This is a genomic window from Duganella sp. GW821-FHT07G03 (assembly GCF_059418605.1).
On record NZ_JBWKQE010000001.1, the window covers coordinates 468035 to 494419 of the forward strand.

At 64.2% G+C, this 26385-nt stretch carries 25 protein-coding genes, 1 pseudogene and 1 riboswitch; of the genes and pseudogenes, 11 read left to right on the forward strand and 15 right to left on the reverse strand.

What is annotated here, in order from left to right; translation table 11 throughout:
* Nucleotides 1-24 precede the first annotated feature (24 nt).
* Complete coding sequence (locus AC07OK_RS02070; protein ID WP_494688729.1) at nt 25-1704, reverse strand: aminotransferase-like domain-containing protein; 1680 nt, start codon at nt 1702-1704, stop codon at nt 25-27.
* Between the two features lie 118 nt (nt 1705-1822).
* Between AC07OK_RS02070 and AC07OK_RS02075 the strand changes: the two genes are divergently transcribed.
* From AC07OK_RS02075 to AC07OK_RS02095, 5 genes are all read left to right on the forward strand, one after another.
* Nucleotides 1823-2779: a DMT family transporter gene (locus AC07OK_RS02075; protein ID WP_494688730.1), complete on the forward strand. Its 957-nt coding sequence runs from the start codon at nt 1823-1825 to the stop codon at nt 2777-2779.
* Nucleotides 2780-2884: 105 nt separating this feature from the next.
* Nucleotides 2885-3346, forward strand: a complete 462-nt coding sequence (locus AC07OK_RS02080) for a RidA family protein (protein WP_494688731.1) — start codon at nt 2885-2887, stop codon at nt 3344-3346.
* A gap of 100 nt (nt 3347-3446) precedes the next feature.
* Nucleotides 3447-4640, forward strand: coding sequence for an aminotransferase-like domain-containing protein (locus AC07OK_RS02085; RefSeq protein ID WP_494688732.1), 1194 nt, complete (start codon nt 3447-3449; stop codon nt 4638-4640).
* A 266-nt stretch (nt 4641-4906) separates the two neighbouring features.
* Nucleotides 4907-6247, forward strand: coding sequence for a diguanylate cyclase domain-containing protein (locus tag AC07OK_RS02090; RefSeq protein ID WP_494689023.1), 1341 nt, complete (start codon nt 4907-4909; stop codon nt 6245-6247).
* A gap of 49 nt (nt 6248-6296) precedes the next feature.
* Nucleotides 6297-6449, forward strand: a complete 153-nt coding sequence (locus tag AC07OK_RS02095) for a DUF1697 domain-containing protein (RefSeq protein ID WP_494688733.1) — start codon at nt 6297-6299, stop codon at nt 6447-6449.
* Here the strand turns inward: AC07OK_RS02095 and AC07OK_RS02100 are convergent.
* The 7 genes and pseudogenes from AC07OK_RS02100 to AC07OK_RS02130 all read right to left on the reverse strand — a co-directional run bounded on the left by AC07OK_RS02100 (nt 6446) and on the right by AC07OK_RS02130 (nt 12629).
* Nucleotides 6446-6871, reverse strand: coding sequence for a type II toxin-antitoxin system VapC family toxin (locus AC07OK_RS02100; protein WP_494688734.1), 426 nt, complete (start codon nt 6869-6871; stop codon nt 6446-6448). The two genes, AC07OK_RS02095 and AC07OK_RS02100, sit on opposite strands and share 4 nt — an antisense overlap.
* Entirely contained in the window at nt 6872-6994 is a 123-nt protein-coding gene (locus AC07OK_RS02105; RefSeq protein WP_494689030.1) for a hypothetical protein, read from the reverse strand.
* A 3-nt stretch (nt 6995-6997) separates the two neighbouring features.
* Nucleotides 6998-7108 (reverse strand): annotated as a pseudogene (locus AC07OK_RS02110) (type II toxin-antitoxin system Phd/YefM family antitoxin); the annotation flags it as partial.
* A 187-nt stretch (nt 7109-7295) separates the two neighbouring features.
* Nucleotides 7296-7760 (reverse strand): hypothetical protein, encoded by a 465-nt coding sequence (locus tag AC07OK_RS02115; protein ID WP_494688735.1) that lies wholly within the window; start codon nt 7758-7760, stop codon nt 7296-7298.
* 48 nt (nt 7761-7808) lie between these two features.
* Nucleotides 7809-9371, reverse strand: coding sequence for an FGGY-family carbohydrate kinase (locus tag AC07OK_RS02120; protein ID WP_494688736.1), 1563 nt, complete (start codon nt 9369-9371; stop codon nt 7809-7811).
* A gap of 31 nt (nt 9372-9402) precedes the next feature.
* Nucleotides 9403-11004 (reverse strand): glycerol-3-phosphate dehydrogenase/oxidase, encoded by a 1602-nt coding sequence (locus AC07OK_RS02125; RefSeq protein ID WP_494688737.1) that lies wholly within the window; start codon nt 11002-11004, stop codon nt 9403-9405.
* Nucleotides 11001-12629 (reverse strand): FAD-binding oxidoreductase, encoded by a 1629-nt coding sequence (locus AC07OK_RS02130; protein ID WP_494688738.1) that lies wholly within the window; start codon nt 12627-12629, stop codon nt 11001-11003. The genes AC07OK_RS02125 and AC07OK_RS02130 overlap by 4 nt, the downstream gene beginning before the upstream one ends.
* Before the next feature lie 122 nt (nt 12630-12751).
* Between AC07OK_RS02130 and AC07OK_RS02135 the strand changes: the two genes are divergently transcribed.
* Nucleotides 12752-13771: an AraC family transcriptional regulator gene (locus AC07OK_RS02135; protein WP_494688739.1), complete on the forward strand. Its 1020-nt coding sequence runs from the start codon at nt 12752-12754 to the stop codon at nt 13769-13771.
* Between the two features lie 9 nt (nt 13772-13780).
* Here the strand turns inward: AC07OK_RS02135 and AC07OK_RS02140 are convergent, their stop codons facing one another.
* From AC07OK_RS02140 to AC07OK_RS02150, 3 genes are read right to left on the reverse strand one after another with little or no spacing between them, the layout of a single operon-like run.
* A complete protein-coding gene (locus tag AC07OK_RS02140) occupies nt 13781-14221 on the reverse strand; it encodes a hypothetical protein (RefSeq protein WP_494688740.1) in 441 nt (146 codons plus the stop codon).
* A 17-nt stretch (nt 14222-14238) separates the two neighbouring features.
* A complete protein-coding gene (locus AC07OK_RS02145; protein WP_494688741.1) occupies nt 14239-14763 on the reverse strand; it encodes an SRPBCC family protein in 525 nt (174 codons plus the stop codon).
* A 33-nt stretch (nt 14764-14796) separates the two neighbouring features.
* Nucleotides 14797-16233 carry a cytochrome P450 gene (locus AC07OK_RS02150; protein ID WP_494688742.1) on the reverse strand — a complete coding sequence of 479 codons (1437 nt, stop codon included), beginning with the start codon at nt 16231-16233 and terminating at the stop codon, nt 14797-14799.
* Between the two features lie 81 nt (nt 16234-16314).
* Here AC07OK_RS02150 and AC07OK_RS02155 point away from each other — a divergent pair, with 81 nt between their 5' ends.
* The 3 genes from AC07OK_RS02155 (at nt 16315) to AC07OK_RS02165 (ending at nt 19602) form a co-directional block, all read left to right on the forward strand.
* Nucleotides 16315-16707 (forward strand): VOC family protein, encoded by a 393-nt coding sequence (locus AC07OK_RS02155; protein WP_494688743.1) that lies wholly within the window; start codon nt 16315-16317, stop codon nt 16705-16707.
* Between the two features lie 131 nt (nt 16708-16838).
* Complete coding sequence (locus AC07OK_RS02160; protein ID WP_494688744.1) at nt 16839-18875, forward strand: M13 family metallopeptidase; 2037 nt, start codon at nt 16839-16841, stop codon at nt 18873-18875.
* Nucleotides 18876-18972: 97 nt separating this feature from the next.
* Nucleotides 18973-19602, forward strand: a complete 630-nt coding sequence (locus AC07OK_RS02165) for a GIY-YIG nuclease family protein (RefSeq protein ID WP_494688745.1) — start codon at nt 18973-18975, stop codon at nt 19600-19602.
* Between the two features lie 104 nt (nt 19603-19706).
* Here AC07OK_RS02165 and AC07OK_RS02170 read toward each other — a convergent pair whose 3' ends face one another.
* On the reverse strand, nt 19707-20339 hold the full coding sequence (locus AC07OK_RS02170) for a hypothetical protein (protein WP_494688746.1): 633 nt from the start codon (nt 20337-20339) through the stop codon (nt 19707-19709).
* A gap of 215 nt (nt 20340-20554) precedes the next feature.
* On the opposite strand from AC07OK_RS02170, the gene AC07OK_RS02175 reads away from it, so the two are divergent.
* Nucleotides 20555-20812 (forward strand): Xre family toxin-antitoxin system antitoxin, encoded by a 258-nt coding sequence (locus AC07OK_RS02175; RefSeq protein WP_494688747.1) that lies wholly within the window; start codon nt 20555-20557, stop codon nt 20810-20812.
* Nucleotides 20813-20902: 90 nt separating this feature from the next.
* Here AC07OK_RS02175 and AC07OK_RS02180 read toward each other — a convergent pair whose 3' ends face one another.
* Nucleotides 20903-21103: a hypothetical protein gene (locus AC07OK_RS02180; protein WP_020702248.1), complete on the reverse strand. Its 201-nt coding sequence runs from the start codon at nt 21101-21103 to the stop codon at nt 20903-20905.
* Nucleotides 21104-21157: 54 nt separating this feature from the next.
* Entirely contained in the window at nt 21158-23968 is a 2811-nt protein-coding gene (locus tag AC07OK_RS02185; protein WP_494688748.1) for a M16 family metallopeptidase, read from the reverse strand.
* A 110-nt stretch (nt 23969-24078) separates the two neighbouring features.
* Nucleotides 24079-24220, forward strand: a riboswitch (FMN riboswitch).
* A gap of 96 nt (nt 24221-24316) precedes the next feature.
* Here AC07OK_RS02185 and ribB point away from each other — a divergent pair.
* Complete coding sequence (gene ribB, locus AC07OK_RS02190; protein WP_494688749.1) at nt 24317-24979, forward strand: 3,4-dihydroxy-2-butanone-4-phosphate synthase; 663 nt, start codon at nt 24317-24319, stop codon at nt 24977-24979.
* On the opposite strand, the gene AC07OK_RS02195 is transcribed toward ribB, so the two are convergent.
* On the reverse strand, nt 24976-26364 hold the full coding sequence (locus tag AC07OK_RS02195) for an MFS transporter (protein ID WP_494688750.1): 1389 nt from the start codon (nt 26362-26364) through the stop codon (nt 24976-24978). The two genes, ribB and AC07OK_RS02195, sit on opposite strands and share 4 nt — an antisense overlap.
* Nucleotides 26365-26385: the final 21 nt, after the last annotated feature.

Genomic DNA, 26385 nt, shown 5'->3' on the forward strand with positions numbered 1-26385 from the left:
AAAGTGGGGATTATAAGAGGGATTTCAAGAGCGGCCCAGCTCTCTTTCGAGGAAGCGCCACACCGCCGGCTCCTGCATCGCCGCCACATTGAGCCGCATGCGGGTCGACGGCAGCTGCTTGGGCGAGAACAGGCTGCCCGGCGCCAGCAGCAGGTTGTGCGCCATCGCCTTCTCGGTCAGCACATTGGTGTCGCAGCCGGCATCGGCCCACACGAACATCCCGGCCGGCGACGCCACATCCACCGTCAGCCCCACCCGCTCCATCTGGCGGATGGTCTTGGCGCGGATCGCATCGAGCCGCGCGCGCACCCGGTCCGTATGCTTGCGGAACAGGCCCTCCGACAGCACCTTGTACACCACCCGCTCGCCGATATCGCTGGTGGTGAGCATGGTCAGCATCTTGCGGTCGGCCAGGCGCTCGGCCCGTTCCGGCGAGGCCGCGATATAGCCCACCCGCAGGTTGGCCGCCATCGTCTTCGAAAAGCCGCCCAGGTAGATCACCCTTTGCAGCTGGTCCAGCGCCGCCAGCCGCGTGGCCGGCTGCACCGCGCTGCCCGGATGCAGGTCGCAATAGATGTCGTCTTCGACGATCAGAAAATCATGTTCCTCCGCCAACCGCAGCACCTGGAAGGCCTTGGCCGCCGACAGCGAGGTCGAACTGGGGTTGTGCAGCACCGAGTTGATGATGTACAGCTTGGGCTTGTGCAGCGCCGCCAGCTCCGCCAGCTGCGCGATGTCCGGACCGTCGGCCAGGCGCGGGATGCCCACCACCTTGGCGCCCAGCGCGGCGAAGGAGCCGAACATCAGGAACCAGGCCGGATCGTCGACGAAGATGGTGTCGCCCGGCCGCGTGAACTCGCGCGCCACCAGGTCCAGCGCCTGCGTCACGCCGGCCGTGGTGACGATCTGCTCCGGCGCGGCGGCGATCTCCAGCTCGGCGAACTTCAGCTGCAGCTGCTGGCGCAATGGCAGGAAGCCCTGCGGCACGCCGTAGCTGACCAGCAGGTTGGGGTGCTGCCGGCTGACCGAGCGCAGCGCGTTGGCGATGGCCGCGCCGTCCAGCCAGTCGGGCGGCAGCACGCCGGTGCCCGGCATCTGCGCGTGCGGCATCTGGCGGAACATATTGCGCACCAGCCAGACCACGTCGATCGGCTTGGCGCCGGCGTGTTCGCGCTCGCCCTCGGCCGGCCGGCGCCGCGCGCCAGGGCGGCGCTGCGCCAGGTTCAGCTCCATCGCCGCCGGCTCGCGCACGAAGAAACCGGCGCCCCGGCGCGACTCCAGGTAGCCCGAGGCCACCAGCTTGTCGTACGACGCCACCACCGTGAACGCCGACACCGCGTGCGCCGCCGCGAACGCGCGGATCGACGGCATGCGCGCGCCGCCGCGCAGCAGGCGGTCGTCGATGCGCGCCGTCACCGAGCGCACGATCTGGTCGATCAGCGTCTCGCCCGACTCGCGCGACAGCAGCCCCAGCACCATCCCTGGCTGCGCCGCCTTCTGCGCGCCCTTGCCGGCGCCGCGTGGCGCCGGAGTCGGAATCACCGTCGCCACCGCCGGTCCCGGCGCGGCCGCTGCCACCGCCCGGCCGGGCGCCAGCTTGGCCGCCGCGCGGGCGTCGGCCGCCGCCAGCGCATCGGCCACCGCCTCCGCCGCGGCCGACGCGGCGGCGCCCAAAAGTGAAGTGCGCGAGCGTGTATTGGTCATTTTACCGTCACAGTATGAGAAATTATGTGCACAAGTGTACTGGCACTGTACTGGTTTTGTCACGTAGCATACATCCATACCGCCTATAACCATATTGACAACACCACCGGAGACCCGCATGACCCACAGCGCCCCGCCGCCCGCCGCCACCATCGCCACCCGGCCCGGGCTGAGCGACGAAACCACCGGCATGCTGCTCGGCCTGATCGCGGTCGCCATCTTCAGCCTGACCTTGCCGTTCACCCGGCTGGCGGTGGGCGGCGCGTTGGCCAGCCACGGCCTCGGCCTGTCCCCCACCTTCGTCGCCCTCGGCCGCGCGCTGGTGGCCGCCGTGCTGGCCGGCGGCTGGCTGGCCTGGAAGCGCGCGCCGCTGCCGCCGCGTTCCGCCCTGCCGGCGCTGGCGATGGTGGCCGTCGGCTGCATCATCGGCTTCCCCTGGCTGACCTCGATCGCCATGCGCAGCCTGCCGGCCGCCCACGGCGCCGTGCTGGTCGGCATCCTGCCGCTGGCCACCGCCGTCTTCGGCGCCCTGCTGGCCGGCGAAAAGCCGTCGGCCGGCTTCTGGGTCATGGCCAGTGTGGGCTCGGCGCTGGTGGTCGGCTTCGCGCTGGGCCAGAGCGGCGGCAGCCTGCACCTGGCCGACCTGGCCATCTTCCTGGCCGTGCTGCTGGCCGCCATGGGCTACGCCGCCGGCGGCCGCCTGTCGCAAACCCTGGGCGGCCAGCAGACCATCTGCTGGGCGCTGGTGCTGTCCGCGCCGCTGCTGCTGCCGCTGGTGGGCTGGCTGTGCTGGCAGCAAGGCCCGCAGCTGGCCGCCGCCGGCGCCGCCGCCTGGTCCGGTTTCGCCTACGTCTCGGTGTTCTCGATGTTCATCGGCTTCTTCTTCTGGTACCGCGGCATGGCGCTGGGCGGCGTGGCCCGGGTCGGCCAGGTGCAGCTGGTCCAGCCCTTCCTGTCGCTGCTCGGCGCGGCCGTGGTTTTGGGCGAGGCGCTGGAATGGCCCACTGTCGTTTTTGCAATCGCCGTCATCGCCGTGGTGGGTGCCGGCCGCAAAATGCAGGTGAAACGGGGCTAAAACCGTAGACTATCTTGATTTCGCCGCGATTGTGGGCAGCCCCTGCCGCTGACGTACAATATCGGTCTTGAACCCGAATTTCCCACTTACTCTTTGGATAAGCACATGTCTGTCTACGAAAAACTGAAAGCGCTCGAGATCACCCTGGCCGCACCCGCCACCCCGGCCGCCGCCTACGTCATGTACGCCCAAACCGGCAACCTGGTGTTCCTGTCGGGTCATATCGCCAAGCGCGCCGACGGCAGCGTGTGGGTCGGCCAATTGGGCAAGAATATCGACACCGCCGAAGGCAAGGCCGCCGCGCGCGCCATCGCCGTCGACCTGATGGGCACGCTGCAAGCGGCCGTCGGCGGCGACCTGACCCGCGTCAAGCGCATCGTCAAGGTCATGAGCCTGGTGAACTCCACGGCCGACTACACCGAACAGCACCTGGTCACCAACGGCGCCTCCGAGCTGCTGGGCGAAGTCTTCGGCGAAGCCGGCAAGCACGCCCGCTCGGCCTTTGGTGTCGCCCAAATCCCGCTTGGCGCCTGCGTCGAAATCGAACTGATCGCGGAAGTCGCGTAAGCGGGCGGCCTCTTATCCGAGGTCGTTCCTTTTATAAGAGCACGCCACAAGCGAGCTTGTTGAATAGCCGGCAGCGCCGGCATCCTCTAGTGAGACATGTATGAAAATCGAAAACCCCAATCCGATCCAGTGGCGCTTCTCCGAACGCGCCGACCAGCTGCAATCGTCGTTCATCCGCGAGATCCTGAAGATCACCCAGCAACCGGAGATCATCTCCTTCGCCGGCGGCCTGCCGTCGCCGCTGACCTTCCCGATCGACGAAATGAAAGCCGCCTTCGACAAGGTGCTGAGCGAAAACGGCAAGGTCGCCCTGCAATACGGCCCGACCGACGGCTACCTGCCGCTGCGCCAGTGGATCGCCGATTCGCTGTCGACCAACGGCGCCAAGATCGTGCCGGAACAGGTCTTGATGACCTCCGGCTCCCAGCAAGCGCTGGACCTGCTGGGCAAAGTGCTGATCGACGAAGGCAGCCGCGTGCTGGTTGAGACGCCGTCCTACCTGGGCGCGCTGCAGGCGTTCTCGGTCTACCGTCCTGAATTCAAATCGGTCGCCACCGACGAACACGGCCTGGTGCCGTCGTCGCTGGACGCCGTCGCCGAGGGCGCGCGCCTGCTGTACGCGCTGCCGAACTTCCAGAACCCGACCGGCCGCACCCTGTCCGTCGAGCGCCGCCTGGAGCTGGTGGAAACCTGCGCCCGCCTCGGCCTGCCGCTGATCGAGGACGACCCGTACGGCGCCCTGAGCTACAAGGGCGACCCGCTGCCGAAGATGGTGGCGATGAACCCGGACGGCGTGATCTACATGGGCTCCTTCTCCAAGGTGCTGACCCCCGGCATTCGCCTGGGCTACGTGGTCGCCCCGCTGCCGCTGGTGCGCCGCCTGGAGCTGGCCAAGCAGGCCGCCGACCTGCACACCTCGCAGCTGACCCAGATGGTCGTGCACGAAGTGATCAAGGACGGCTTCCTGGAGCGCCACATCCCGAAAATCCGTACCCTGTACGGCGACCAGTGCCAGGTCATGCTGGACGCCATGGCCCAGCACTTCCCGGCCAGCGTCGAGTGGACCAAGCCGGAAGGCGGCATGTTCATCTGGGTCACGCTGCCTAAGCACATCGACGCCATGAAGCTGCTCGACGAAGCCATCGCCCAGAAGGTCGCCTTCGTGCCCGGCTCGCCGTTCTACGCCAACGAGCCGGAAACCAACACGCTGCGCCTGTCCTTCGTCACTGTGGCGCCGGACCGCATCCGCACCGGCATCGAGATCCTGGGCAAGCTGATCGCCGCCAAGATCTAAGACATCGCACCTCCGTGGGCGGCGCTCGCCGCCCACGGCCCCGCCGGCTTTATCACCAAAAGTAACGGAAACCGGGCAAAGTAGTAACATCCCATCAACAATAAGCAAGCCAGTCCCCTGCTGGTGTGGCATCGCCGTCACTTCCGAGGAAATCCTCAAATCCCCAGGGATTTTTTTTCACCCGCAGGCGAGCTGAAGCGTTATGATTTGAACGGATAGTCACTTTCAGATCAGGCCAGCCTTTGTTCACCCCAGTTCCCCATCCCATGCTTGCCACGCGGCGCGATGCCGCGATACTCATAGTGGACGACGCGCCGGAGAACCTGAGCGCGCTGCGCAAACTGATGGTCCAGCAGGGCTACCAGACCTTCGTCGCCACCTCCGGCGAGCGGGCGCTGAAGATCGCCCGCCGGGTCCATCCCGACCTGATCCTGCTCGACGTGATGATGCCCGGCATGGACGGCTTCGAGACCTGCCGCCAGTTGAAAAGCCACGCCGCCACCCAGCGCATCCCGGTCATCTTCATGAGCGCCCGCACCGAGACCGAGGACGTGGTAGCCGGCTTCGACATCGGCGCGGTCGACTACATCAGCAAGCCGCTGCGCATGGCCGAGGTGTGCGCCCGCGTGCGCACCCAGCTGCAGATCCGTAGCAAGAGCGAGACCCAGGAAGAACAGGCCGAACGCCTGCGCACCATCGTCGAGAACATGGCCGAGGGCCTGCTGATCATCGAGGCCGACGGCCGCATCCAGTACACCAATCCGGCCTGCGACAAATACCTGGGCTACCAGGAGAACGAACTGGCCGGCCGCGCCATCGGCGACCTGCTCAATCCGCTGGTGGCGCGGGAATACCTGGACTACTTCGACCGCTACGCCGCCGCGCCGGAAACCGCGCACAGCCACGGCACGCGCGAGGTGATCATCCGCCACCGCAACGGCAGCTCGGTGTGCATGGACCTGACCTTGACGCCGATGTATCTGCGCCAGCCGCTGTTCATCGGCCTGCTGCACGACATCACCCACCACAAGCAGTCGGAGGACGCGCTGCAGCGCGCCGCCATGGTCGACCCGCTGACCAAGATCGCCAACCGCCGCCACTTCGACACCTTCCTCGAAAAGGAATGGCAGCGCGCCATGCGCAGCGGCCAGCCACTGTCGCTGGTGGTGCTGGACGTCGACCACTTCAAGCTGTACAACGACACCCTGGGCCATCCGGCCGGCGACGCCTGCCTGCAGCAGGTGGCGCAGGCGATCGCCTCGCACGCGCTGCGCCCGACCGACCTGGCGGCGCGCTACGGCGGTGAGGAATTCGTGCTGCTGTTCGCCGAAACCGACGGCGACTCGGCCCACCTGCTGGCCGAATCGATCCGCGCCCACGTCGAATCGCTGCAGATCCCGCATCCGCGCTCGACCACCTCGGCCTGGCTGACGGTGAGCATCGGCGTGGCCACCATCGTCCCGCACCAGCTCGACAACACCGAATCGCTGTTCGTCGCCGCCGACCGCGCCATGTACGTCGCCAAGGAAGGCGGCCGCAACCAGGTGCAAGCCACCCAGACCGGCAGCGCCGCGATGGAGGCGGTCAAGGCGCTGGTGATGCGCTGATCCGGCCAGACCCGGACCAGCGCAAGACAACTCAACAAAGGAAGATCGAATGACGCGCTACGCCTGCATGCTGCGGGGAATCAACGTCAGCGGCCAGCGCAAGCTGGCGATGAAGGAACTCGTCAGCCTGTGCCAATCGCTGGGTTTTGCCGAAGTCGACGTGCTGGCCCGCACGGCGCCGAACGTAGTGACATGTCATTAGTCATACAAAGGCACGCCAGCCTTCTTCGCCGCTTTACGCAAGTCTTTATCTAAGGTCGCCAAAGGCAGGCCCAGTCTGCGCGCAAGTTCAAGATACTGGGCATCGTATCCTGTGAGTTTGAACTCACGGGCAATGGCCGCGACAGAAAGATGCAGAGCGGCCGGCGCTGCGGAATCCGTTGTGATTGGCAACTGGCCTAATTGATAGATGAATCCCGTAACCGCCGCCTCGCCCAATTTCCCACCTTGTTCGGCGCAACGCAGAACATGCACGATTTCAGTAGACCATAAAGCGGGAACAACCGCGCAGCGACTGGCAAGCGAGTCCAATACCTTGTCCGCGTAGGTGCGATCTGCGACAGATCCGTCATGTAGTGCCCAGCGTAATGTTACCGACGCATCGAGAACAAATCCAGTAGCCATCTAACGGCGGCCTTTGGCACGCATTGCGACGAATTCGGCATGAGTGATCGTTCCCGCGCGCGCGTTTTTGATCGCCGCGATCGCGTCCAGCGCCTGCTGTTCCGTGCCGCTGGCGCTGGGCACCAGGTCTGCAACTGGAGCGCCCCGATTAGTGATCGTAATACGCTCCCCTTGTTGGACCCTTTTAATCAAGTCCGCCAATTTAGTCTTCGCCTCATAGACTCCATATGCGCGCACGGTGTCCTCCGATGTTTTTCATGCAATACAAACTAGTCTATACACTAGACCAACTCCATGCAAGGCGATTTACATCTGCAAACGGCCGTCGCGGTCGAGGAAATCCACCGGTTTATTGTCCGGCTCCTGGTATTTTTTCTGTCCCAGCTCAACAGGTATCGCGGGTCGTCCGGCCGCGCACCCTACCTTATTGGGCCATGTGAGGAATCGCCAATTCGTCCAGGCGTTCACTGCGCGGCAGGCTTTTGGAGACCTCGCCGTTCAAGCCCACCGTGATCAAGTCGCGGAAGCCGGTCGGCGCGCCAAGGTCCACCAGCTTGACGCCCTTGAGGAAGATATTGACGGCCTGGCGCGGACAATTGAAGCCGACATGGACCAACACATCTTCTTCCAGCAGACGGGCGCCGACGGTGGTGCCGGACAAATCGACATCGGCCATGCCGTCGGCGCTGAACACGACCGTGTGACTCTCCAGCGAGACGGCGACCTTGTAGCGCACCTCGCCGCATTTGCCCGCGTAGACCGTCTCCAGCCGCGCGGCCTGAGGAAGATGCGATGGGGTGACGATGCGAACGCGCTGTTCATCGGCAAAAGCGGGAACAACCACAAGCCCCAGCAACAACAGGGTGGAAAAAACGGAAGTACGCATCATGTGGAAACTTAAAACATTATCGAAAATGCATTATGCCACAGCGTGCCGTCACAGCTGTTCCGGATACCCCGTAATGTCCGCGATCTCCTGATACATCGGCTGCAGTTGCTTGTACATGTTCAGATAAACCCGCCGGTACAGCTTGTCGTAAATCTGCCGGTTCGCCTCGATCGGATGGAACACCCGCCCCGGCCGCGTCATCGCACGCGTCGCGCTGTCGAAGTCCTTGTGCAGCCCCAAGCCCGCGGCCACCGCGATGGCCGCGCCCAGCCCCGACGTCTCGTACACGTGCGCGCGCGCCGCCGGCAGTCCGAAGATATCGGCCGTCAGCTGCATCGCCGCGTCGCTCTGCGAGCCGCCGCCGGCCACGCGCAACTCCGTCACCGGCACGCCGCCGCGCTTCTCGATCCGTTCCTTCCCCTCGCGCAGCGCGTAGGCCAGTCCTTCGAGAATCGCCCGGTACATATGGGCGCGCGTGTGCACGTCGCCAAAACCGATCATCGCCCCCTTGGCCTCCGGCCCCGGCGTCTTGATGCCGGGACTCCAGTAAGGCTGCAGCATCAAGCCCATCGACCCAGGCGGCACCTCGTTCACCAGCAGATCGAACATCGCCTCCGGCGACCTGCCCTGCTCCGCGCCGGCCATCTGTTCAAAATGCCCGAACTGCTCCTTGAACCAGTTCACCATCCAGTAGCCGCGGAAGATCTGCACCTCCGTGCTGTAGGCGCCGGGAATGGCCGCCGGATAAGGCGGTATCAACGGCGTGACTTCGACATATTTTTTGGTCGTGGTGTTGATGGTCGCCGTGGTGCCGTAGCTCAGGCAAGCGATGTGCGGCTCCAGCGCGCCGGCGCCGATCACCTCGCAGGCCTTGTCGGCGGCGGCCGCCACCAGCGGCGTGCCTTGCGGGATGCCCGTCGCCTCGGCGGCGGCGGCGGTGATCGCGCCGATCACCGTGCCCGGCGCCACCAGCTCCGGCAGCATCTCCGGCTTGATGGCCAGCGCCTCCCATTTCCAGTCGCGCGCGCCGGCCCACTTGTGGCGCTTGTAGTCGAATGGCAGATACGCCACCTGCGAACCAACCGAATCGACATGCCGCCCGCACAGACGGAAATTGAGGAATCCCGACAGCAGCAGATACTTGTCGGTCCTGGCCCATATCTCCGGCTGGTGCTCGGCGATCCAGTTGATCTCCGCCTCGCGGCGGAAGTACTCGATGGTGCCGGAAACGCGCGCCAGCTTGAACGCGGTGCGCCACAAAAAACTCAGCGGCTTCTGCTTGCCCACGCGGCGCTGGTCCAGCCACGTGATCGCCGGCCGCAGCACCTTGCCGTCGCGGTCCAGGTTGACCACCGTGCCGCGCTGCGTCGTCACCGCCACGCCCTTGACGGCCGAACGCGGAATATCGGTCGAAGCCCACAGCTGCCGGCACGCCTGGCCGACCGCCTTCCAATAGCCGTCGGCGTCATGCTCCGCCCAGCCGGGATGATCGGAGAAGTAAGCCTGCAAATGCACCTGCGCCTTGGCGGCCAGGTTGCCGTCCAAATCGAACAGCAGCGCGCGCACACTCTGCGTGCCGTTGTCGATGGAAAGAAGGTATTGATCGGCCATGTCGCTCTAGTCTCTTGGTGAGTGCCCGTACTTATGCGGGCAAACTGTAGTGGGTATTCCATAATGCCAGATAGGCAGCCTGCTCGACATTCCAGCGCTGGTCGCTCCAGCCCAGTTCCGGCTGGCAGATGGCGCGTATGCGATCGAGGATCTCGACACCGCCGCCGCGCAGCTGGATGCCGATGCGGCTGCGGCGCAGCAGCAGGTCCTCCAGCTTCTGCACCGACTCGCAGCGGGCCGCCCAGCGCAGCTGCGCCCAGATGGTCTCCGTGCCCGCGATCAGCGACAGCTCGCCCGGCTGCGCGGCCTCGATCAAACGCTGCGCCCATGCGCCGTAACGCCCTTGCAGTCGCAGCGCCTGGCCCGCCGGCAGGTGGCGTTGGTAGCCCAAACGGGTTTTCGGGCCATTGCCAAAGACCGCTTGCGGCTCCAGCTTGTCGCGCCAGTCCGGCAACAAGGTGGCCGCCAGCTTGAGCGCATCGAGCGCGATCACGCGGAACGTGGTCAGCTTGCCGCCGGTGACGGTCAACAGCCCATCCTCCAGCCACAGCGCATGGTCGCGCCCTTCCTTCGACGGATCGGCCTTGCCGCTGTCGATCACGGGACGCACGCCCGCATAACTGGCGATCACGTCGCGCTCCTGCAAATCCAACTGCGGGAACTGGTCGTGCAGCGCCGCCATCAGGTAATCGACTTCGGCGCGCGTGATCGATGCCTCGTGCGACAGGTCGCCCTTGTGGTCGACATCCGTCGTGCCCACCAGCGTCACGCCCTCCCACGGAAAGGCGAACACCGGCCTGCCGTCCTGCGGATGCATCAAGCTGATCGCCTGCGCCAGCGGCAGGCGCCAGGCCGGCAGCACCAGATGGCTGCCGCGCAAAGGCCGCAAGCGCGGCTTGGCGCCGCGCGCCGCCGCATCGCCCTGCAGGCGCAAGCCGTCCGCCCACGCACCGGTCGCGCTGATCACCAGCCGCGCGCGCACCTCATGCTGCGCACCACTCAACCCATCGCGCAGCCGCGTTCCGCACACCCCGCCATCGGCCCGCAACAGCGATTCCACCGCCATGTAATTGACCGCCACGCCGCCATGCTGCTGCGCCTCCTGCAGCACGCGCATGACCAGCCGCGCATCGTCGGTCTTGGCGTCGGTGTAGACCATGCCGCCCTTCAGCCCCTTGGTTGACACGTTCGGCGCCAGCGCCTCGAACTCGTCGCGGCCGAAATAATGGCGCGCCTTCTGCCCCGCCATGCGGTCATAGATCGCCAGCCCAAGCAGGAACATGCGCTTGCCCGGCTTGCGGCCTTCAAACTCGCCGAACGCAAAACTCTGCGGCTCCACCAAGCCCGCCGCCTGCTGAAGCAAATGCTGCCGCTCATGCACCGATTCGCGCGTCAGCGCGAACTGGCCTTCCTTCAGATACCGCAAGCCGCCGTGCACCAGCTTGGACGACCGGCTCGACGTACCCCAGGCGAAATCCCGCTGCTCCACCAGCAGCGCCCTCAAGCCGCGCCGCGAAGCTTCCAGCAAAATCCCCGCGCCAGTAATGCCGCCGCCGATCACGATCAAATCCCACTCGCGCCCCAGCACCTCCGTCAATCCGGAACGCCCGCCGCTGCGCCACAGCGCCGTCATGGCAGCAGCTTCCCGGGATTCATGATCTGCTGCGGATCGAAGTGCGCAAACAAGGCACGCATCGCCGACAGGCCCAACTCGCCCTTCTCCGCCACCAGATACGGCGCGTGATCGCTACCCACGCCATGCTGATGACTGATGGTGCCGCCGTTTTCCACGATCGCCATGCTCACCGCATGCTTGAGCGTGCGCCAGCGCGCCAAGTCCTGTTCATAATCGCCCGCCAGCCGGTACACAAAGGTCGAATAGACGCTCGCCCCCTGCGCATACAGATGCGACAAGTGCGTGTAGGCGTGCACCTTCTCGCCATGCTGCGCCAGCGCGCCAGTGGCAGCCGCTTCCAGCGCCCGCATCATCGTGCCCACGCGTGGCCAATCGACCGCCGTCTCCACCGTATCGATCGCATAGCCATGCTGCCAGGCCGCGTTGCGCAGGTAGACGTTGCGGAAGCGGTTCTGCTTCCACTTGTCGCCCATCTTGCGGCCGATGTGCACACCGCCGTGCGTTGCCGTCAGCGCCAGCGCATCGCCCAGCGACGCCTTGGCCGCGGCCTTGCGACCGCTCACGCCTATCATCAGCATGCACTTGCCATCCTTGCAGCCGCGCCATGACAAATAGCCTTCCAGCGCGCCGATCAGCTTCTTGTGGCCGGCCAGCGCCAGCATGGTGGTCGTCTCCAAGGGATTCGACAAGCGCAGCATCGACAGCGACAACCCCGCCTGCACCACCTGCCGCACCGCCGTTTCCGCAGCCTCCCAGCTCGGGAAGAACACCGCATGGAACGCCTCGTACTCCGGCAACGGCGTCACGCGTACCGTGGCCTCGGTCAGGATGCCCAGGCGGCCCTCGGAACCCAGCACCATCTCGCGCAGATCCGTCCCCGCCGCCGATGCCGGGAAGGTCGGGATATCCAGCGTGCCGGCCGGCGTCTCCACCTTGCCGCCCTTGAACATCTGCTCGATGCGGCCGTAGCGCAGCGACTGCTGGCCGGACGACCGCGTCACCACCCAGCCGCCCAGCGTCGAATACTCGAACGACTGCGGGAAGTGGCCCAGCGTGTAGCCGCGTGCGCGCAACTGCGCCTCCAGGTCCGGCCCGAACACGCCGGCGCCGAAGGTCGCCAGCTGCGATTCCGTATCCAGGTAATACATCTGCCGCAGGCGCGTCAGGTTCACCGCCAGCACCGGCCGCGCGCCGGCCGGCGCGGTCAAGTGCCCGGCCACGCTGGTGCCGCCGCCCTGCGGTATCAGCGCCACGCCGAACTGCTGCGCATAATCGATCAGCGCCCGCACCTGCTCCGCGCTCTCCGGATAGGCCACGCCGTCCGGCGCCGTCTCGATCACGCCATAGCGCAGGCGCAGCCAGTCCGGCAGGCTTTGGCCCAGCGCATTGCGCAAGCGGACCTCGGCCGAGGTGTCGATCAAGCCATCGATCAACCCATCGGTCAACCCATCGGTCAAAGCATGCGGCGGCAGCCGCGAAGGCGCGATGCGCGCACAGGCCTGCGCGAACGCCGCATCCGCCACCGGCCTGCCGGCGCCGACGCGCTGCGCCAGAAAGCCCAGCGCATCCTCGTTCAGCGCAAACTCTATCGTATCGTCACCCCAACCGTTCCAGCGTCTCATTGTTTTCCTGTCTGCGTAGCGGAGCGCTTGCTATACTGGCGCGCACCGAGTTTGAATGACAACAGAATAAGATAACGAACCAACCGGGTATTGCGCTTTTATGACACACGCCTTGTTCGATCATGCCAAGTACGCCCGCTGACCTGCCGCGCCGCGTGGCCGGCTCCTACCTGCAGCCCCTGCTCGAAGCGGCGGCCGCGCGCGGCGTCACGGCCGCTGCCCTGGAGCGCGCCGCCGGCATGGCGCCGGGCGCCCTGCAACCGCTGCCCGACTCGCTGCACGCCGACGACTACGTGCGCCTGCTCGACCTCGGCGCCGAACTGGCGGCCGATCCGCATTTCGGCCTGCACGTGGGGGAACGGGTCAAACTGGGCACCTACAGCGTGTATGGCCTGATCCTGCTCAGCTGCCGCGACTTCGGCCAGGCCTTCGAGCAGACCATGCGCTACGAGCAGCTGGCGCATGACCTGGGCCGCTCCACGCTGACGGTGGCGGAAGGCGTGGCCCACTACACCTGGCACAGCAACTACGGCCCGGCCCAGCGCCACCTGGCCGACAGCGTGTTCGCCGGCATCCGCGTGTTCGGCAATTGGCTGGCCGGGCTCACGCTGCCGGCCGCGCAACTGGCGCTGATGCACGACGGCGGCGCCGCCGAAGCCCGCGACGAATACGTGCGCGTGCTGGGCGCCATGCCCAGCTTCGGCGCGCCGGCCAACGTCGCCAGCTTCGACGCCGCCCTGCTGGCCTTCCCGGTGCCGAACGCCGACGTCAGCCTCTACCCGGTGCTGCAACAGCACGCCGAACAGCTGCTGCGCCAGCGGGCCCAGACCGACAACTCGATCGCCCAGCAGGTGCACGCGGCCATCGTCCGCAACCTCGCGCACGGCCAGGTGCGGCTGGCCTCCATCGCCGAAGAATTGAAGCTGTCGCCGCGCACGCTGCAACGCAAGTTGAGCGACGCCGGCGCGACCTTCCAGCAGATCCTGGACCAGGCCCGCTTCGCGCTGGCCAAGGACTACCTGCGCCAGCCGGAACTGAGCCTGGTGGATATCGCCTTCCTGCTGGGGTACCAGGAGCAGAGCGCCTTCAACCACGCCTTCAAGGAATGGGCCGGCGTCAATCCCGGCGCATACCGGGCCTAGATCACGGAGTTAGATTGCATTGCCCTTGACCCGCACGAACGGGCCGATGCACTTGTCCGTGCGCCGCTCCACGCACATCAGGAACATATCGCCGCTGGGGTGGAACAGCAGATAGCTGGTGACGGCGCGTCCGACCTTGGTCACGTCGCCGAGGCAATCGCGCTTGCCGTTATCCTTGACGATGGTGTCGACTTCCTTGTAGAAGCCCTGCTTGTCCGGCTGGTCGCTGATGGCGAAGGTGGACTCGGCCACCTCCTCATTGCTGAACACCAGCGTGGTGCCGTCGGCGCGGATGCGATAGGTCTCGCTGCAGGAGCCGTCCGGCAGCGTGATCTGCCAGGTGCCGATCACCGGGTGGCTCTGGCGCAGCGCAGGCGCGGCGCCGGCCGGCGCCATCAAAACAGCCGGCATCGCCAGCATCGCCACCGCCCGCCTCAGACGCTTGTTCATGGCCCGCCTCCGCAACGCTATTTTTCAGCCACCGCCTTCAAGTTCGCCAGGCCGGTTTCGAAGTCCTTGCCGATCATGCGGTCCATGCTCACCGCGAGGCCCATCAACTTGGTCATGAAATCGCTCGGGCCGGACATGGTCCAGCTCACGGTGGTCAATTCGCCCTTGGTTTCCAGCGTGAACTCGGTCTGGCAGTGCGATTCGAACGGCTTCAGGAAATCGAGCTTGATGTCCACCTTGGCGGGCGCCTGGCCGGTGATCTCCATGCGTCCGGCGCCGACCTTGTCGTCGCCTTCCCACGCATAGACGGCGCCCTGGTCCTTGGGCGCACCGCTGTAGGTGCGCTTCATGGCCGGGTCCAGCTTTTCCCAGGGAGACCACGACGTCCAGTTGTGGAAATCGCTGATCAGCGGCAGGATCTTATCCGGCGGCGCCTTGATGGCGATGGTGCGCTGCACGCGGAAACTGTCCGGCTGCATCGCCGCCAGGCCCAGCACGATCAATACCAGAACCACGACACCGATGGCGATCTTCTTCAGCATGATTTCTCCCTTTTTTTAAGATGCGCGTCTAGACTAGCATGTTTTTTTGATCAGTCGCACCGGCAAGGCGCTCGGCGTCATCGTGAAGGTGAAGCGCTCCTCGACCGGCGCCGCGCCCGGCTCGCGCTCGATCGCAAAATTCTTGACCAGCATGGACATCGCCATTTTGATCTCGGCCATCGCCAGGTAACGGCCGGGACAGAAGCGCGGCCCGCCGCCAAAGGGGAACAGCTTGCGCGCGGGATCGTCGCCGCCGCCATGGACGCCCTCCAGCCAGCGCTCCGGCTGGAAGTTTTCCGGTTGCGCCAGGTCGCAGTCGCGCTCGGACGCCTGCCGCAGCAGCAGGAAGATCACCGTGCCGGCCGGCACCAGCAGATCGCCCACCACCGCATCGTCGTTCGGCTGCGCCGCCATGATGGGCGCCACCGGTTTCAGGCGCATCGCCTCGCGCGTGGCGGCGTCGATGTATTTCAGGCGCTCCAGCAGATGATAGTCGTCCAGCACCGCCTTGGCGCCGAGGACCTGCTCCGTCTCCGCCGCCATGCTGCGCGCGGCCTGCGGATGGGTCGACAGAAAATCGATCAGCCAGGCCGTCGTGTTCGAGGTCGTGTCCTCGCCGGCGAACACCATGGTGATCGCATTGCCCACCACCGCCTCGTCGGTCAGGCCGGAATCGGGCTCGTCGCGCGCGACGATCAGCGCCTCCAGCATATTGGAGGGCTTCTGCCGCAAGGCCGGATTGGCCTCGATGCGCTTGCGGGCCTCGGCGATGAAGCCGAAGATGGCGCGCTGGATGCGCGCGGCGGCGGCAATGGCCTCGTGGTCGTCGGCGCGCTTGAGCATCGAGATGCGCCAGTAGGCAAACGGCGACGTCAAACGCTTGGCCACCAGCTGGAACAGGAATTCGATATCGCGCTGCAGCGGATGCTCCTCCAGCTCCAGCGTCTTGATGTCCTGGCCCATCGACAGGCCGATGGTCACGTCCAGCGTATAGGCCTTCAGGTCGCGCAACAAGTCGACCGGCTTGCCGGCGGCGATGGCGGCGTCCCAGCGCAGGCGCAGGCGTTCGGTCAGCGCCGTCAGCGTGGGGAAGAAGTTATGGATCACTTCCGGCGTCAACGCCCGCATCACCAGCTTGCGCTGGCGGCGCCAATCCTCGCCCTCCGCCGTGAACAGGCCGCGCGTGCCAACCTCGTTCAACATGTCGGCCGTGCGGCTGGAGCGGCGCATCGCGTCGGGCCGGTCGCGCAGCAGGCTGGCGATCAGCTCACGGTCCGACGTGGCGATGAGCTCCTTGCGCATGATGCGGAAGCGATACATGGTGCCGAACTCGCGGCTCCAGTCCTCCAGCGCCTGGTGCAAAGGCTTGCGATTGATATCGCGGACATTGCCCAACAGCGGCCTTCCCTTCGGCCCAGGCAAATCGGCGAGGCTGCGCAGCTGCGGTGGTGCGACGGACGTCAGTTCCATGGTGTTCCCCCATTTGATTAAGTCTCCGCGTACACTATACCCCGAAATGTTGACGATATACTCACTCAATCGAGGAAACCGATGCTATCGCATGTCTATGTGGGGATTAACGACTTTGAACCGGCGTTCGCCTTCTACAGCGCGCTGATGGCGGACCTGGGCACGCGCCTGCGCTTCAGCGACGCCGCCAAGCCGTGGGCCGCGTGGCAGCCGGCCGAAGCCGCGCGGCCCCTGTTCATCATCGGGCAGCCGTATGACGGCCAGCCCGCCGCCTGCGGCAACGGCCAGATGGTGGCCCTGATGGCGCCGACGCGCGCAGCGGTCGACCGCGCCCACGCCTCCGCGCTGGCCCATGGCGGCGTATGCGAAGGCGCGCCGGCGCTGCGCCCGCACTACCACGCCAACTACTACGGCGCCTACTTCCGCGACCCGGACGGGAACAAGCTGTGCGTGGTCTGCCACGACCCCGAATAAGAAAAAACGGCGCGCGGCGGGCCGCCAATTTTGCTGCAATGCTGCGACTTTTCGACGGGTATAATCTTGCTTCGCCTGCTGGGTCATAGCCACTACTCCAGCATGCACCAATCAAAATTAAAGGACTCCTCGTGAATCGTTCGCTGATCAGCGCCGCCTGCTGCGCCCTGCTCGTCTGCTCCACCCCATCGCTGTACGCCCAGGCCGTCGCGCCGGTCTCCGGCATCGACCTGAAATCCCTGGACCCGGCGGTACGTCCGCAGGATGACTTCTACGGTTACGTCAACGGCGTCTGGACCCGCAATACCGAGATCCCGGCCGACAAATCGACCTGGGGCACCTACATCGAGTTGCGCGAAACCGCGCAAGGCCAGCTGCGCGCCGTGATCGACGCCACGCTGAAGCATCCCGGCAAGCCAGGCAGCGACGCCCACAAGATCGCCGACCTGTACACCAGCTACATGAACGACAAGGCGCGCAACGCGGCCGGCTTCAAGCCCTTGAAGGCCGACCTGGCCCACGTGGCCGCGATCAAGGACAAGCAGGACTTGCCGGCGCTGTTCGCCTACCTGCAACGCAATGGCATCCAGACGCCGTTCTCGGCCCACGTCGCGGCCGACGCCCAGGACCCCGAGCACTACACCGTCAACGTCAGCCAGTCCGGCCTGGGCCTGCCGGACCGCGACTACTACCTCAAGGACGACGACGCCAAGCTCAAGGCCGTGCGCGCCAAATACCTGCAGCATATCGAGACCATGCTGGCCATGAGCGGCGACCATGACGCCGCCTCCCACGCCGCCCAGGTGCTCGACATCGAGACCCGCCTGGCCTCCGCGCAATGGACCCGCGTGCAGATGCGCGATCCGGTCAAATCCTACAACCGCGTCGAGTTCGACAAATTCGCCACGCTGGCGCCGGCCTTTGACTGGAAGGCCTACTTCACCGCCGCCGGCCTGGCGCCGAAGGAATCGTCGGCCGTGGTGCGTCAACCGAGCTTCTTCGGCGGCTTCTCCGAGACTGTGGCCAACGTGCCGCTGGATGCGTGGAAGAGCTATTTCAACTGGCGCATCATCGAAAGCTATGCATCCTATCTGAACGACGCCGCCGTCAAGGAACGCTTCGCCTTCGAAGGCACGGTGCTGCGCGGCGTGCCGCAAAGCGAACCGCAGTGGCAACTGGCGCTGCGCTTTACCGACGGCGCGCTGGGCGACGCGGTCGGCAAGCTGTATGTGGAAAAATATCTGCCGGCCGAAACCAAACCACGCGTGATGGCCATGTTTAACAACTTCGTCGCCTCGTTCAAGGACGGCATCGAGAAGCTGGACTGGATGGGACCGGAGACCAAGAAGGAAGCCCAGCTCAAACTGGCGGCCTTGAAGCCGAACATCGCCTACCCGGACAAATGGCGCGACTACAGCGCCATGAAAACCCAGCAGAATGACCTGATCGCCAACGTGCGCGCAGTGCGTGCCTGGACCCGCCAGCGCAACCTCGAGAAGCTGGGCAAGACCGTCGACCGCGACGAATGGTCGATGACGCCGCAAACCGTCAACGCCAGCTACAACCCGTCGCTGAACGCGATCACAATTCCGGCCGCGATCCTGCAGCCGCCGTTCTTCAACGTGAAGGCTGAAGACGCGGTCAACTACGGCCTGCTCGGCATCACCTTCGGCCATGAGATCAGCCACGCCTTCGACGATTCCGGCAGCCAGTACGACGCCAAGGGCCGCCTGCGCAACTGGTGGACCGCGGAAGACCGTACCGCCTTCAAGGCGCGTGCCGCAGGCCTGGTCAAACAATATGGTTCGTATAGTCCTGTGCCGGGCTACTTCATCAACGGCGAGCTGACCCTGGGTGAAAACATCGGCGACAATTCGGGCCTGTCGATCACCTACCAGGCGTATCAGCGTTCGCTGCAAGGCAAGCCGTCGCCAGTGCTGGACGGCCTGACCGGCGAACAGCGGCTGTATATCGGCTTTGCGATGAAATGGCGCGCCAAGCTGCGCCCGGAAGCGGCGATCGCGCAGATCAAGAGCGATCCGCATTCGCCTGGCGAATTCCGCGCGAAAGGCACCGTGATGAACCAGCCGGGCTTCTATCAGGCCTTCGACATCAAGCCGGGCGATCCGATGTACCTGCCGCCCGAGCAACGCGTGATCATGTGGTAAGTAGTTAGGAGTAATCCGTCATGCCTTGGCCGCGCGCGGCCCAAGGCATGAGCAGATCGGTTAAAGTATCTCTACATAAAAGAAAGCTAGGGACAACATGACATTTTCTGGACTCATCAAAGACATATTGCGGAATCACCCTGAGGGTCTGACACCGCAGCGGATTCGCGAGATCATCAAGGCCGACCACCCCACCTACTACGGTACCGAGTCGCACAGCCGCAATGTTGAAAAAGGAAACTACAACAGTTTGGACCACGCCCTGTTAGCTCAAATCTACATTGCAGCGCGAGGCGGCCAGTTCCATGTTGACGATTCGGTGAGGCCCTATGTTTTATCTCTACTTCCTGATGTGAGCCAAGAGGTCAATCTTCCGGATGAAGAGATTGAAGCCGAGAGCTTGGAAAAACTGGAAGCCGGACTCGGGCGGTTGTATGTTTTGGGAACCTCTCTGTACACCAATGAAGGTGACGAAATCGTGAAGATCGGCATTACAACAGGAAGTGTTGAGAGCCGAATCAGTCAGCTCTACACGACAGGCGTCCCGTTCCGATTCCGAGTCATGAAAGACATTGAGACGAAAAACTACTACGAGTTGGAACAGTCTCTTCACAGACTACTAGCCCCGTACCGCATCAACAAGTCGCGAGAGTTTTTCACTGAAAAGTGCCTTCCGTTCGTAGACAGGGTAATAGCCATTCATAACGAAATTCACTTTGGTCTTTGATTCGAGCTTGAACCAAGACTTCGGAGTTAGTTCCGGCAAAGCGCACAGGTGGTCTGCCTACCGAAGACGGCCATCGTGCGGCCGCACCCGGAGTTGTTACTGAACTAGTAAGCGACGTCTTCCAGCCGATAGCGGAATTTTCTGCGCTCCGGCAAATCCCAGCCGGGCTCGCGGTCGGTGTTGCGCGGTGGCGCGCTGGCAGGAGGCGGGGCCTGTGGCGCGATTAACGCCAGCGCTGATGCCGCTGGCAATGGCGGGACGGCGGCAGGGATAGGCATTGCCGTCGCTGCAGGCGTTGCCGCAGCCGGCTGCTCCGCCGCAGCTAATTCTGCGCGCAGCCTGTTGGCTAGCTTGAAGGTCTTGTCGCCCGGTCGGCGGACGTATAAATCGTGCCATGCACTGCGCGTCGAGCGCGCGAACGATTGTGCGAACTGGTTCGGCGAGACCGCACGACCATTGTGGATGATCTGGTCGCCTTCAACGCACGCGTAATTGTTCTCGCCGTAGCTCCATGATTTCAACACAGTGCCTTCGGGAAGAAATAGTGTTTTCCATTGGTAGCCATGCAAGCCTGCGGGATCGGCTCCGGGGGCGAATGCGGCCGGGTCTGAGAGCCAGCGCTCGAGGGCCAACGTCATCGCTTCCGAGATATCCTGCGAGCCGCCACGGCGGCGCAGCTTTTCGATCAGTTTGAGCAGGGTATCGGTGGGCACCTGCACGGTCATTGTGGTATTCATTCGATTTCCTCCCCTATTTTTTTCGGCTTTCCCAGATTTAGACCGGGAAATGCGGGAATAGTTCAATGCTTGAAAAAATCGGGAAAAATCGAAGAGAAAATCGGAGTTTTGCCACAAGGAGCGTGGCGGCGCACCCTACGGACATACTCCCAGCGATGTTCTCGGGGGCAGGCGCTTTATAATGGTACCCAGTTAAGTCTTAATTTAGACGAATCATGGCGACGACTTCAAAGAAACAAATCAGCAAGAACGAAGCGCTATCAGCTTCAGAACAAGACCGCATATACCGCGCCAATCGCGTCTGGTTGCGTGCCTTGGAGGTGCTGGAGGACGAGGATGCCGCCCGCGCATGGATACGCCGCAGCAATCGTTCGCTGGGCGGCGAAGCGCCGTTATCGCTGCTGGATACCGAAGTCGGTTATGAGCTCGTGCTGGACACTTTGGGCCGAATCGAATACGGAGTCATATCCTGATGGCTTTAGCGCTGCAGATACTGTGGCGGTTCGCCAAGCATACTGAAAAGTATGCGGCCAGCCGATGCCAGCCGCACTAGGCCACTAGCGTCAGGCCAGCGCTTCCTTCGCCGCCTGCTCCGGCGTCAAGCCATCGTAGAACAGATCCGTGAACCACTCGACCTGCTCTTCGATATGCTCCTGCGCCTGTTCCTGCGTGGCGCCGCCCTTCACCAGGAAGCCCTCCACTTCGATACACCAGTGGATCAGTTCCAGGGTTTCCGGGTCCAGCTCTTCTTTTTTCTTTGCCATGATAGTTCTCTACATCGTGATGGATACAAGCCGCCAGTGTAACAGGCGGCCCGACTACTTCGCCGGATACAGCACCACCTGCACATAATTGCTGGTGTCGAAATAGCGCCTGGCGGCGTCCTTCAACTCGGCCGCCGTCAACGCCCCGACGCGCGATTCATAGGTCAGCACATCGGCCGGATCGGTCTTGTTGAAGAAGGCGTTCATCAACACCGCCATCCAGTAGCCGTTCTCGCGCAAGCCCTTGCGGTAGTTCTCGATCCACGAAGCCTTGACCTTGGCCAGGTCCGCCTCTTCCGCGCCGTTCTCCTTGATCTTGTCGATCTCCGCGAAAGTCGCCGCCAGCACCTTGTCGACATTCTCCGGCGCGCACGGCAGGTTGGCCGTGATCGAATAGTTCTGGTACGGGATGCGCTCCATATTGCCGCGCACGCCGCCGCTGTACATCGCGCCCATCTTCTCGCGCAGCACCTCGATCAGTTTGATGTTCAGCACCTCGATCAGCGCCTGCAAGCGCATGCGCTCCTGCGACGAGAACGACGCCTCGCCGGTGAAGGACAGCGAGATCGTGCTCTTGGGCTCGGAGCCCGCGTGCACTTCCTTCTTGATCACGCCACGCACCGGGCGCACACCCTCGTCCTTGAAGGCCACCGGAATCTCGCCCACCGGCAGGCTGGCCAGATAAGTCGCGATCAAGGGCTTGACCTTCGCCACATCGAAGCTGCCCGCCATGAAGAAGGTAAAGTCCTTGGCGCTGGACATGCGGCTATTGTAGATGTCGACCACGCGGTCCATGCCCAGCTGGTCGAAGTCGGCCGGCTTCGGCGCCCGCTGCACGCGCGGATTATTGTTGTACAGCGTAGCCGTGATGGCGTCGCCGAAGATCGACTCCGGTCGCGCCATATTGTTCTTCGCCAGTTCGCGCTGACGATCGACGTAGGCGCTGTAAATCCCCGCATCCTTGCGCGGCTGCGTCATGTTCAGGTACACCAGTTGCAGCATGGTCTCCACATCGCCGCTGCCGGAGCCGCCGCTGACCGTCTCGTTGATCGAACTGACGCTGGCGTTGGCGCCCGCCGTCTTCCCGGCCAACACCTTCACCAGATCGCTCGGCGTGTAATCGCGCACGCCCATCTGGTGCACGATGTTGCTGGCATAGCGCGCGTTGAACAGGTCCTGGTCGCCGAACAGCGACCAGCCGCCGTAACGCAGGCCGGCCAGTATCACCTGGTCGTTATTGAAGTCGGTAGGCTTCAGCACCACCTTGACGCCGTTGCTCAGCGTGAGCTCTGTCAGTCCCAGCTTGGCGTTGACGCTCTCGCTGACGATGCTACCGGCCTTGGGCGGCGCCGCCATCAGCTGGCTGGCATAGAGCTTTTCCTCCTGGGCCTTGACGCTGATTTTCTCCGCCGCGCTGGCAGTCGCCAGCAGCTCGTCGGCCATGGGCGCCGGCACGCCCGCCACCTCGGTACCGGTGTAGATCACCAGCTTGTTCTGGCTATCCGGGATCGCCGCCCGCACGGCGGCGTTCACCTCGGACAGCGCGATGCCCGGTATCAGCTCGTTGGCGTAACGGTACTCCAACGCGATGCCGGGTATGGTCTCCTTGTCGAGGAAGTTGCGGATGTACTCCGCCGCGTAGCCGGCCGAATCGGATTTATCGCGCTCGTTGTACATGCGCTCGTAGTTGCGCAATATGCCCTTCTTGGCCCGCTCCACTTCGGACGCGGTAAAGCCGTACTGGCGCGCGCGCTGGTCTTCCTGCACCAGCGCGTTGATGGCCGGCGTGGCGCCGCCCTTGCCCAGCACCGCGCCGGCGCCGAACGAGCGGTAGCCGCGCATCACGGAACTCATGCCGCTGCCGCCTTGCAGGAACGGCGGATTGGCTTGCTGCGTCAGCTCGTGCATGCGCTGGCTGAGGATGAAACTGTACATATTCTCGATCAGCTTCTGGCGATAGTCGGCGATGGTGGTGCCGGCCGGCCATTCCTGGATCGGGTAGCGGATGTAGACCGAGTTCGCACCGATCTCCTTGTCCGTGAATACCACGCCTTCGGATTCCGCGCGCTCGGGTATCTTGGCGTATTCGCGCGGACGCTCGTTCTGCGGATTTTTCAGGCCGCCGAAATGCCGGGCTATCAGCTTTTCCGCATCGGCCGGTTCGATATCGCCGACCACCACCACCGCCATCAGGTCCGGGCGATACCAGTCGCGATAAAAGCGCTTGACGGCGTCGTGATTGAAGGTCTTGAGGATGTCCTCTTTACCGATCGGCATGCGCTGCGCATAGCGCGAGCCGTTCAACACCTTCGGCAGCAGCACCTTGTTCATGCGGTCGTCCACGCCTTTGCCCATCCGCAGTTCCTCCAGCACGATACCGCGCTCGCTGTCGATGTCGGCGTCGTTGAACGACAGGCCGTGCGCCCAGTCCTCCAGCACCTGGAAGCCCTGCTTCACCACTTCCGGCTTATCGGTCGGCAGCGGCAGGATGTAGACGGTTTCGTTGAAGGTGGTGTAGGCATTCAGGTCGGCGCCGAACTTCACGCCTATCGACTGCAGGTAGGACACCAGCTCGTTGCGCTTGAAATGGGTCGAGCTGTTGAAGGCCATATGCTCGGTGAAGTGGGCCAGGCCTTGCTGGTCGTCGTCTTCCAGGATCGAGCCGGCCTTCACCACCAGCCGCAGCTCCAGCTTCTTCTCGGGACGGGTGTTCTTCTGCACATAGTAAGTGAGGCCGTTGGCCAGCCGGCCCACCTTGACCTGCGGCCCTACCGGTATCGGATCGCTCAGTTTCAACGGCGGCTGATCGGCGGCTTGCGCCATGAAGGAACACGCCAGAAGGACGGCGGCAGAGGCGCTACGCATTGTCATCAGCTTCATACCCGTTGCATAAATAGGAAGGAAAAAGCTACCTTACACTGAAATTCCTGATTTGGGCTAGAATCCTTCCTCGCCTGCCAGCCGGCAGGATTTAACGACGTCTTCGGGGCGGGGTGCGATTCCCCACCGGCGGTAAAGCCAGCAATGGCCAAGCCCGCGAGCGCCTTCTCACGAAGGGTCAGCAGATTTGGTGCGATTCCAAAGCCGACGGTATAGTCCGGATGAAAGAAGATGTGCGGTGACGCGGCCTCCTGCCCGAGCGATCGGTGCGGCGGGCCGCGCGTATTCGCTTGCCCTGTCGCGTTTTTCGCCTATTTGCGAGGAGCGTTTCACATGTTAGACCAACAATCCGCAGTATCCCCCTACTCCCTGGTGTCGGACGATCTGGAAGGCCGCATCGCCGCGGCGCTGGAAGCCATGCGCACCGGCGTGCCAGTGATCCTGCTCGACGATTTCGACCGCGAGAACGAAGCGGACCTGATCGTCGCCGCCGAAAAAATCACCGTGCAATCGATGGCCATGATGATCCGCGAATGCAGCGGCATCGTCTGCCTCTGCCTGAGCGCCGACAAGGTGCGCGCGCTGGAACTGCCGATGATGGCCGCCGATAACGGCAGCCGTTACGGCACGCCGTTCACGGTGTCGATCGAAGCGCGCGAAGGCGTGACCACCGGCGTCTCTGCTGCGGACCGCGTCACCACCATCCGCACCGCCATCGCGGCGGACGCGCAACCGCGTGACCTGGTCCATCCGGGCCACGTATTCCCGCTGCGCGCCACGCCGGGCGGGGTACTGGCCCGCAAAGGCCACACCGAAGGCTCGGTGGACCTGGCGACCATGGCCGGCCTCAATCCGGCCGCCGTGTTGTGCGAGTTGATGAACCCCGACGGCACCATGATGCGCGGCGCCGACATCGAGCAGTTCGCCGAACTGCACGGCATGCCCATCCTGACCATCGCCGAGATGATCGAATGGCGCACCACGCACGGCGTCTAAGCCGGCTTGCCCAGCTTGATGTAGCGGTACACCAGCACTAGCGCACCCGCGTACGCCGCCGTGATTAGTCCAAAGGCCAGCGGCAGGCGCCACGCCCACTCGGGCACCATGTGCAGCACGGTGCCCATCATCGCCACGCCGACCAGGGCGCCGATCTGACGATTGGCGTTCAACGCGGCGGCGGCGCTGTTGGAGTGCGCCTTGCCCGCCACCAGCATCACCGTGGTCGTCATGCCCGGAATCGCGACACCGATGGCGACGTTCATAATCGCCGCCGTCAGCGCCAGCAGCCAGTATGGCGTTTGCGGAGTCAGGCCGATCAGCATCAGCACGGCCATGCCCAGCCCCACCATCAAACCAAGCAGCATGGGCGGCCTGGTGCCGACCCGCGCCGCGATGCGTCCCGAGATCAGGTTGCCGACCGCGAAGGCGGCCATCATCGGTATCAGCTTCAACCCGGTGTGCAGCGCATCGGCGCCGGACTGCTGGATGTATAGGCTAATCAGGAACAACTGGCCGAACACCGCAAAATTAATCAGGAAGCCCACGCCGTTGGCCGCGGCAAACACCGGCGTTTCGAATAGCGCCCGTGGCAACAGGGGATGTGCGCCGGTGCGCTCGCGCCGCACCAGCAGGAAAACCGAAGCCACGGTCACCGCAAAGGCGACCAGCACCGGCGCCGCGCCCCAGCCTAGCGCCGGGCCCTCGATCAACACAAAGCTCAGCGCCGCCAGCGCGGCCATGCCCAGCAGATGGCTCAACATCGACAGCGCGCGTTCCATGCGCGGCGTGGCCGGCGCCACCAACTGCGTCAACACGATGCCGAGCAGGCCGATAGGCACGTTCACCCAGAACACGCTGCGCCAGCCGAATTCGTGCACCAGCAGGCCGCCCACCAGTGGACCGGAGGCCGACGAACAACCAACGATCGCCGACCAGGTGGCCAGCATGCGCGCGCGAGTGGCCTGGTCCTCATAAGCATGCGTCAGCAGGCTCAGTGAACTCGGCATGAACAGCGCGGCACCTGCGCCTTGCAGCAGCCGCGCCGCGATCAGCGCATTGCCGCTGGGGGCCACGGCGCACAGCACCGAACCCAGAATGAACACGCTCAAGCCGCCCTGGTAGACGTTCTTCGGGCCATAGCGGTCAGCCAGCGCGCCGCCGGCCATCAGCAGCGCGGCGAAGGTCAGCGTGTAGCCGTCCACCACCCACACCAGGCCGGTGAGCGGCACGCCCAGATTGACCGAGATATCGGATAAAGCGGTATTGACGGCGGTGACATCGATCATCGCCATCACGAAGCCTATCGCCAGTGTCATCAACACCAGCAAGGCGGGAATCTGGCGCGGCTGGATCGCCTGCGCCAAGGTGCTAGGGGTAGTCATGATGCATCCTTCAGTGAGTAT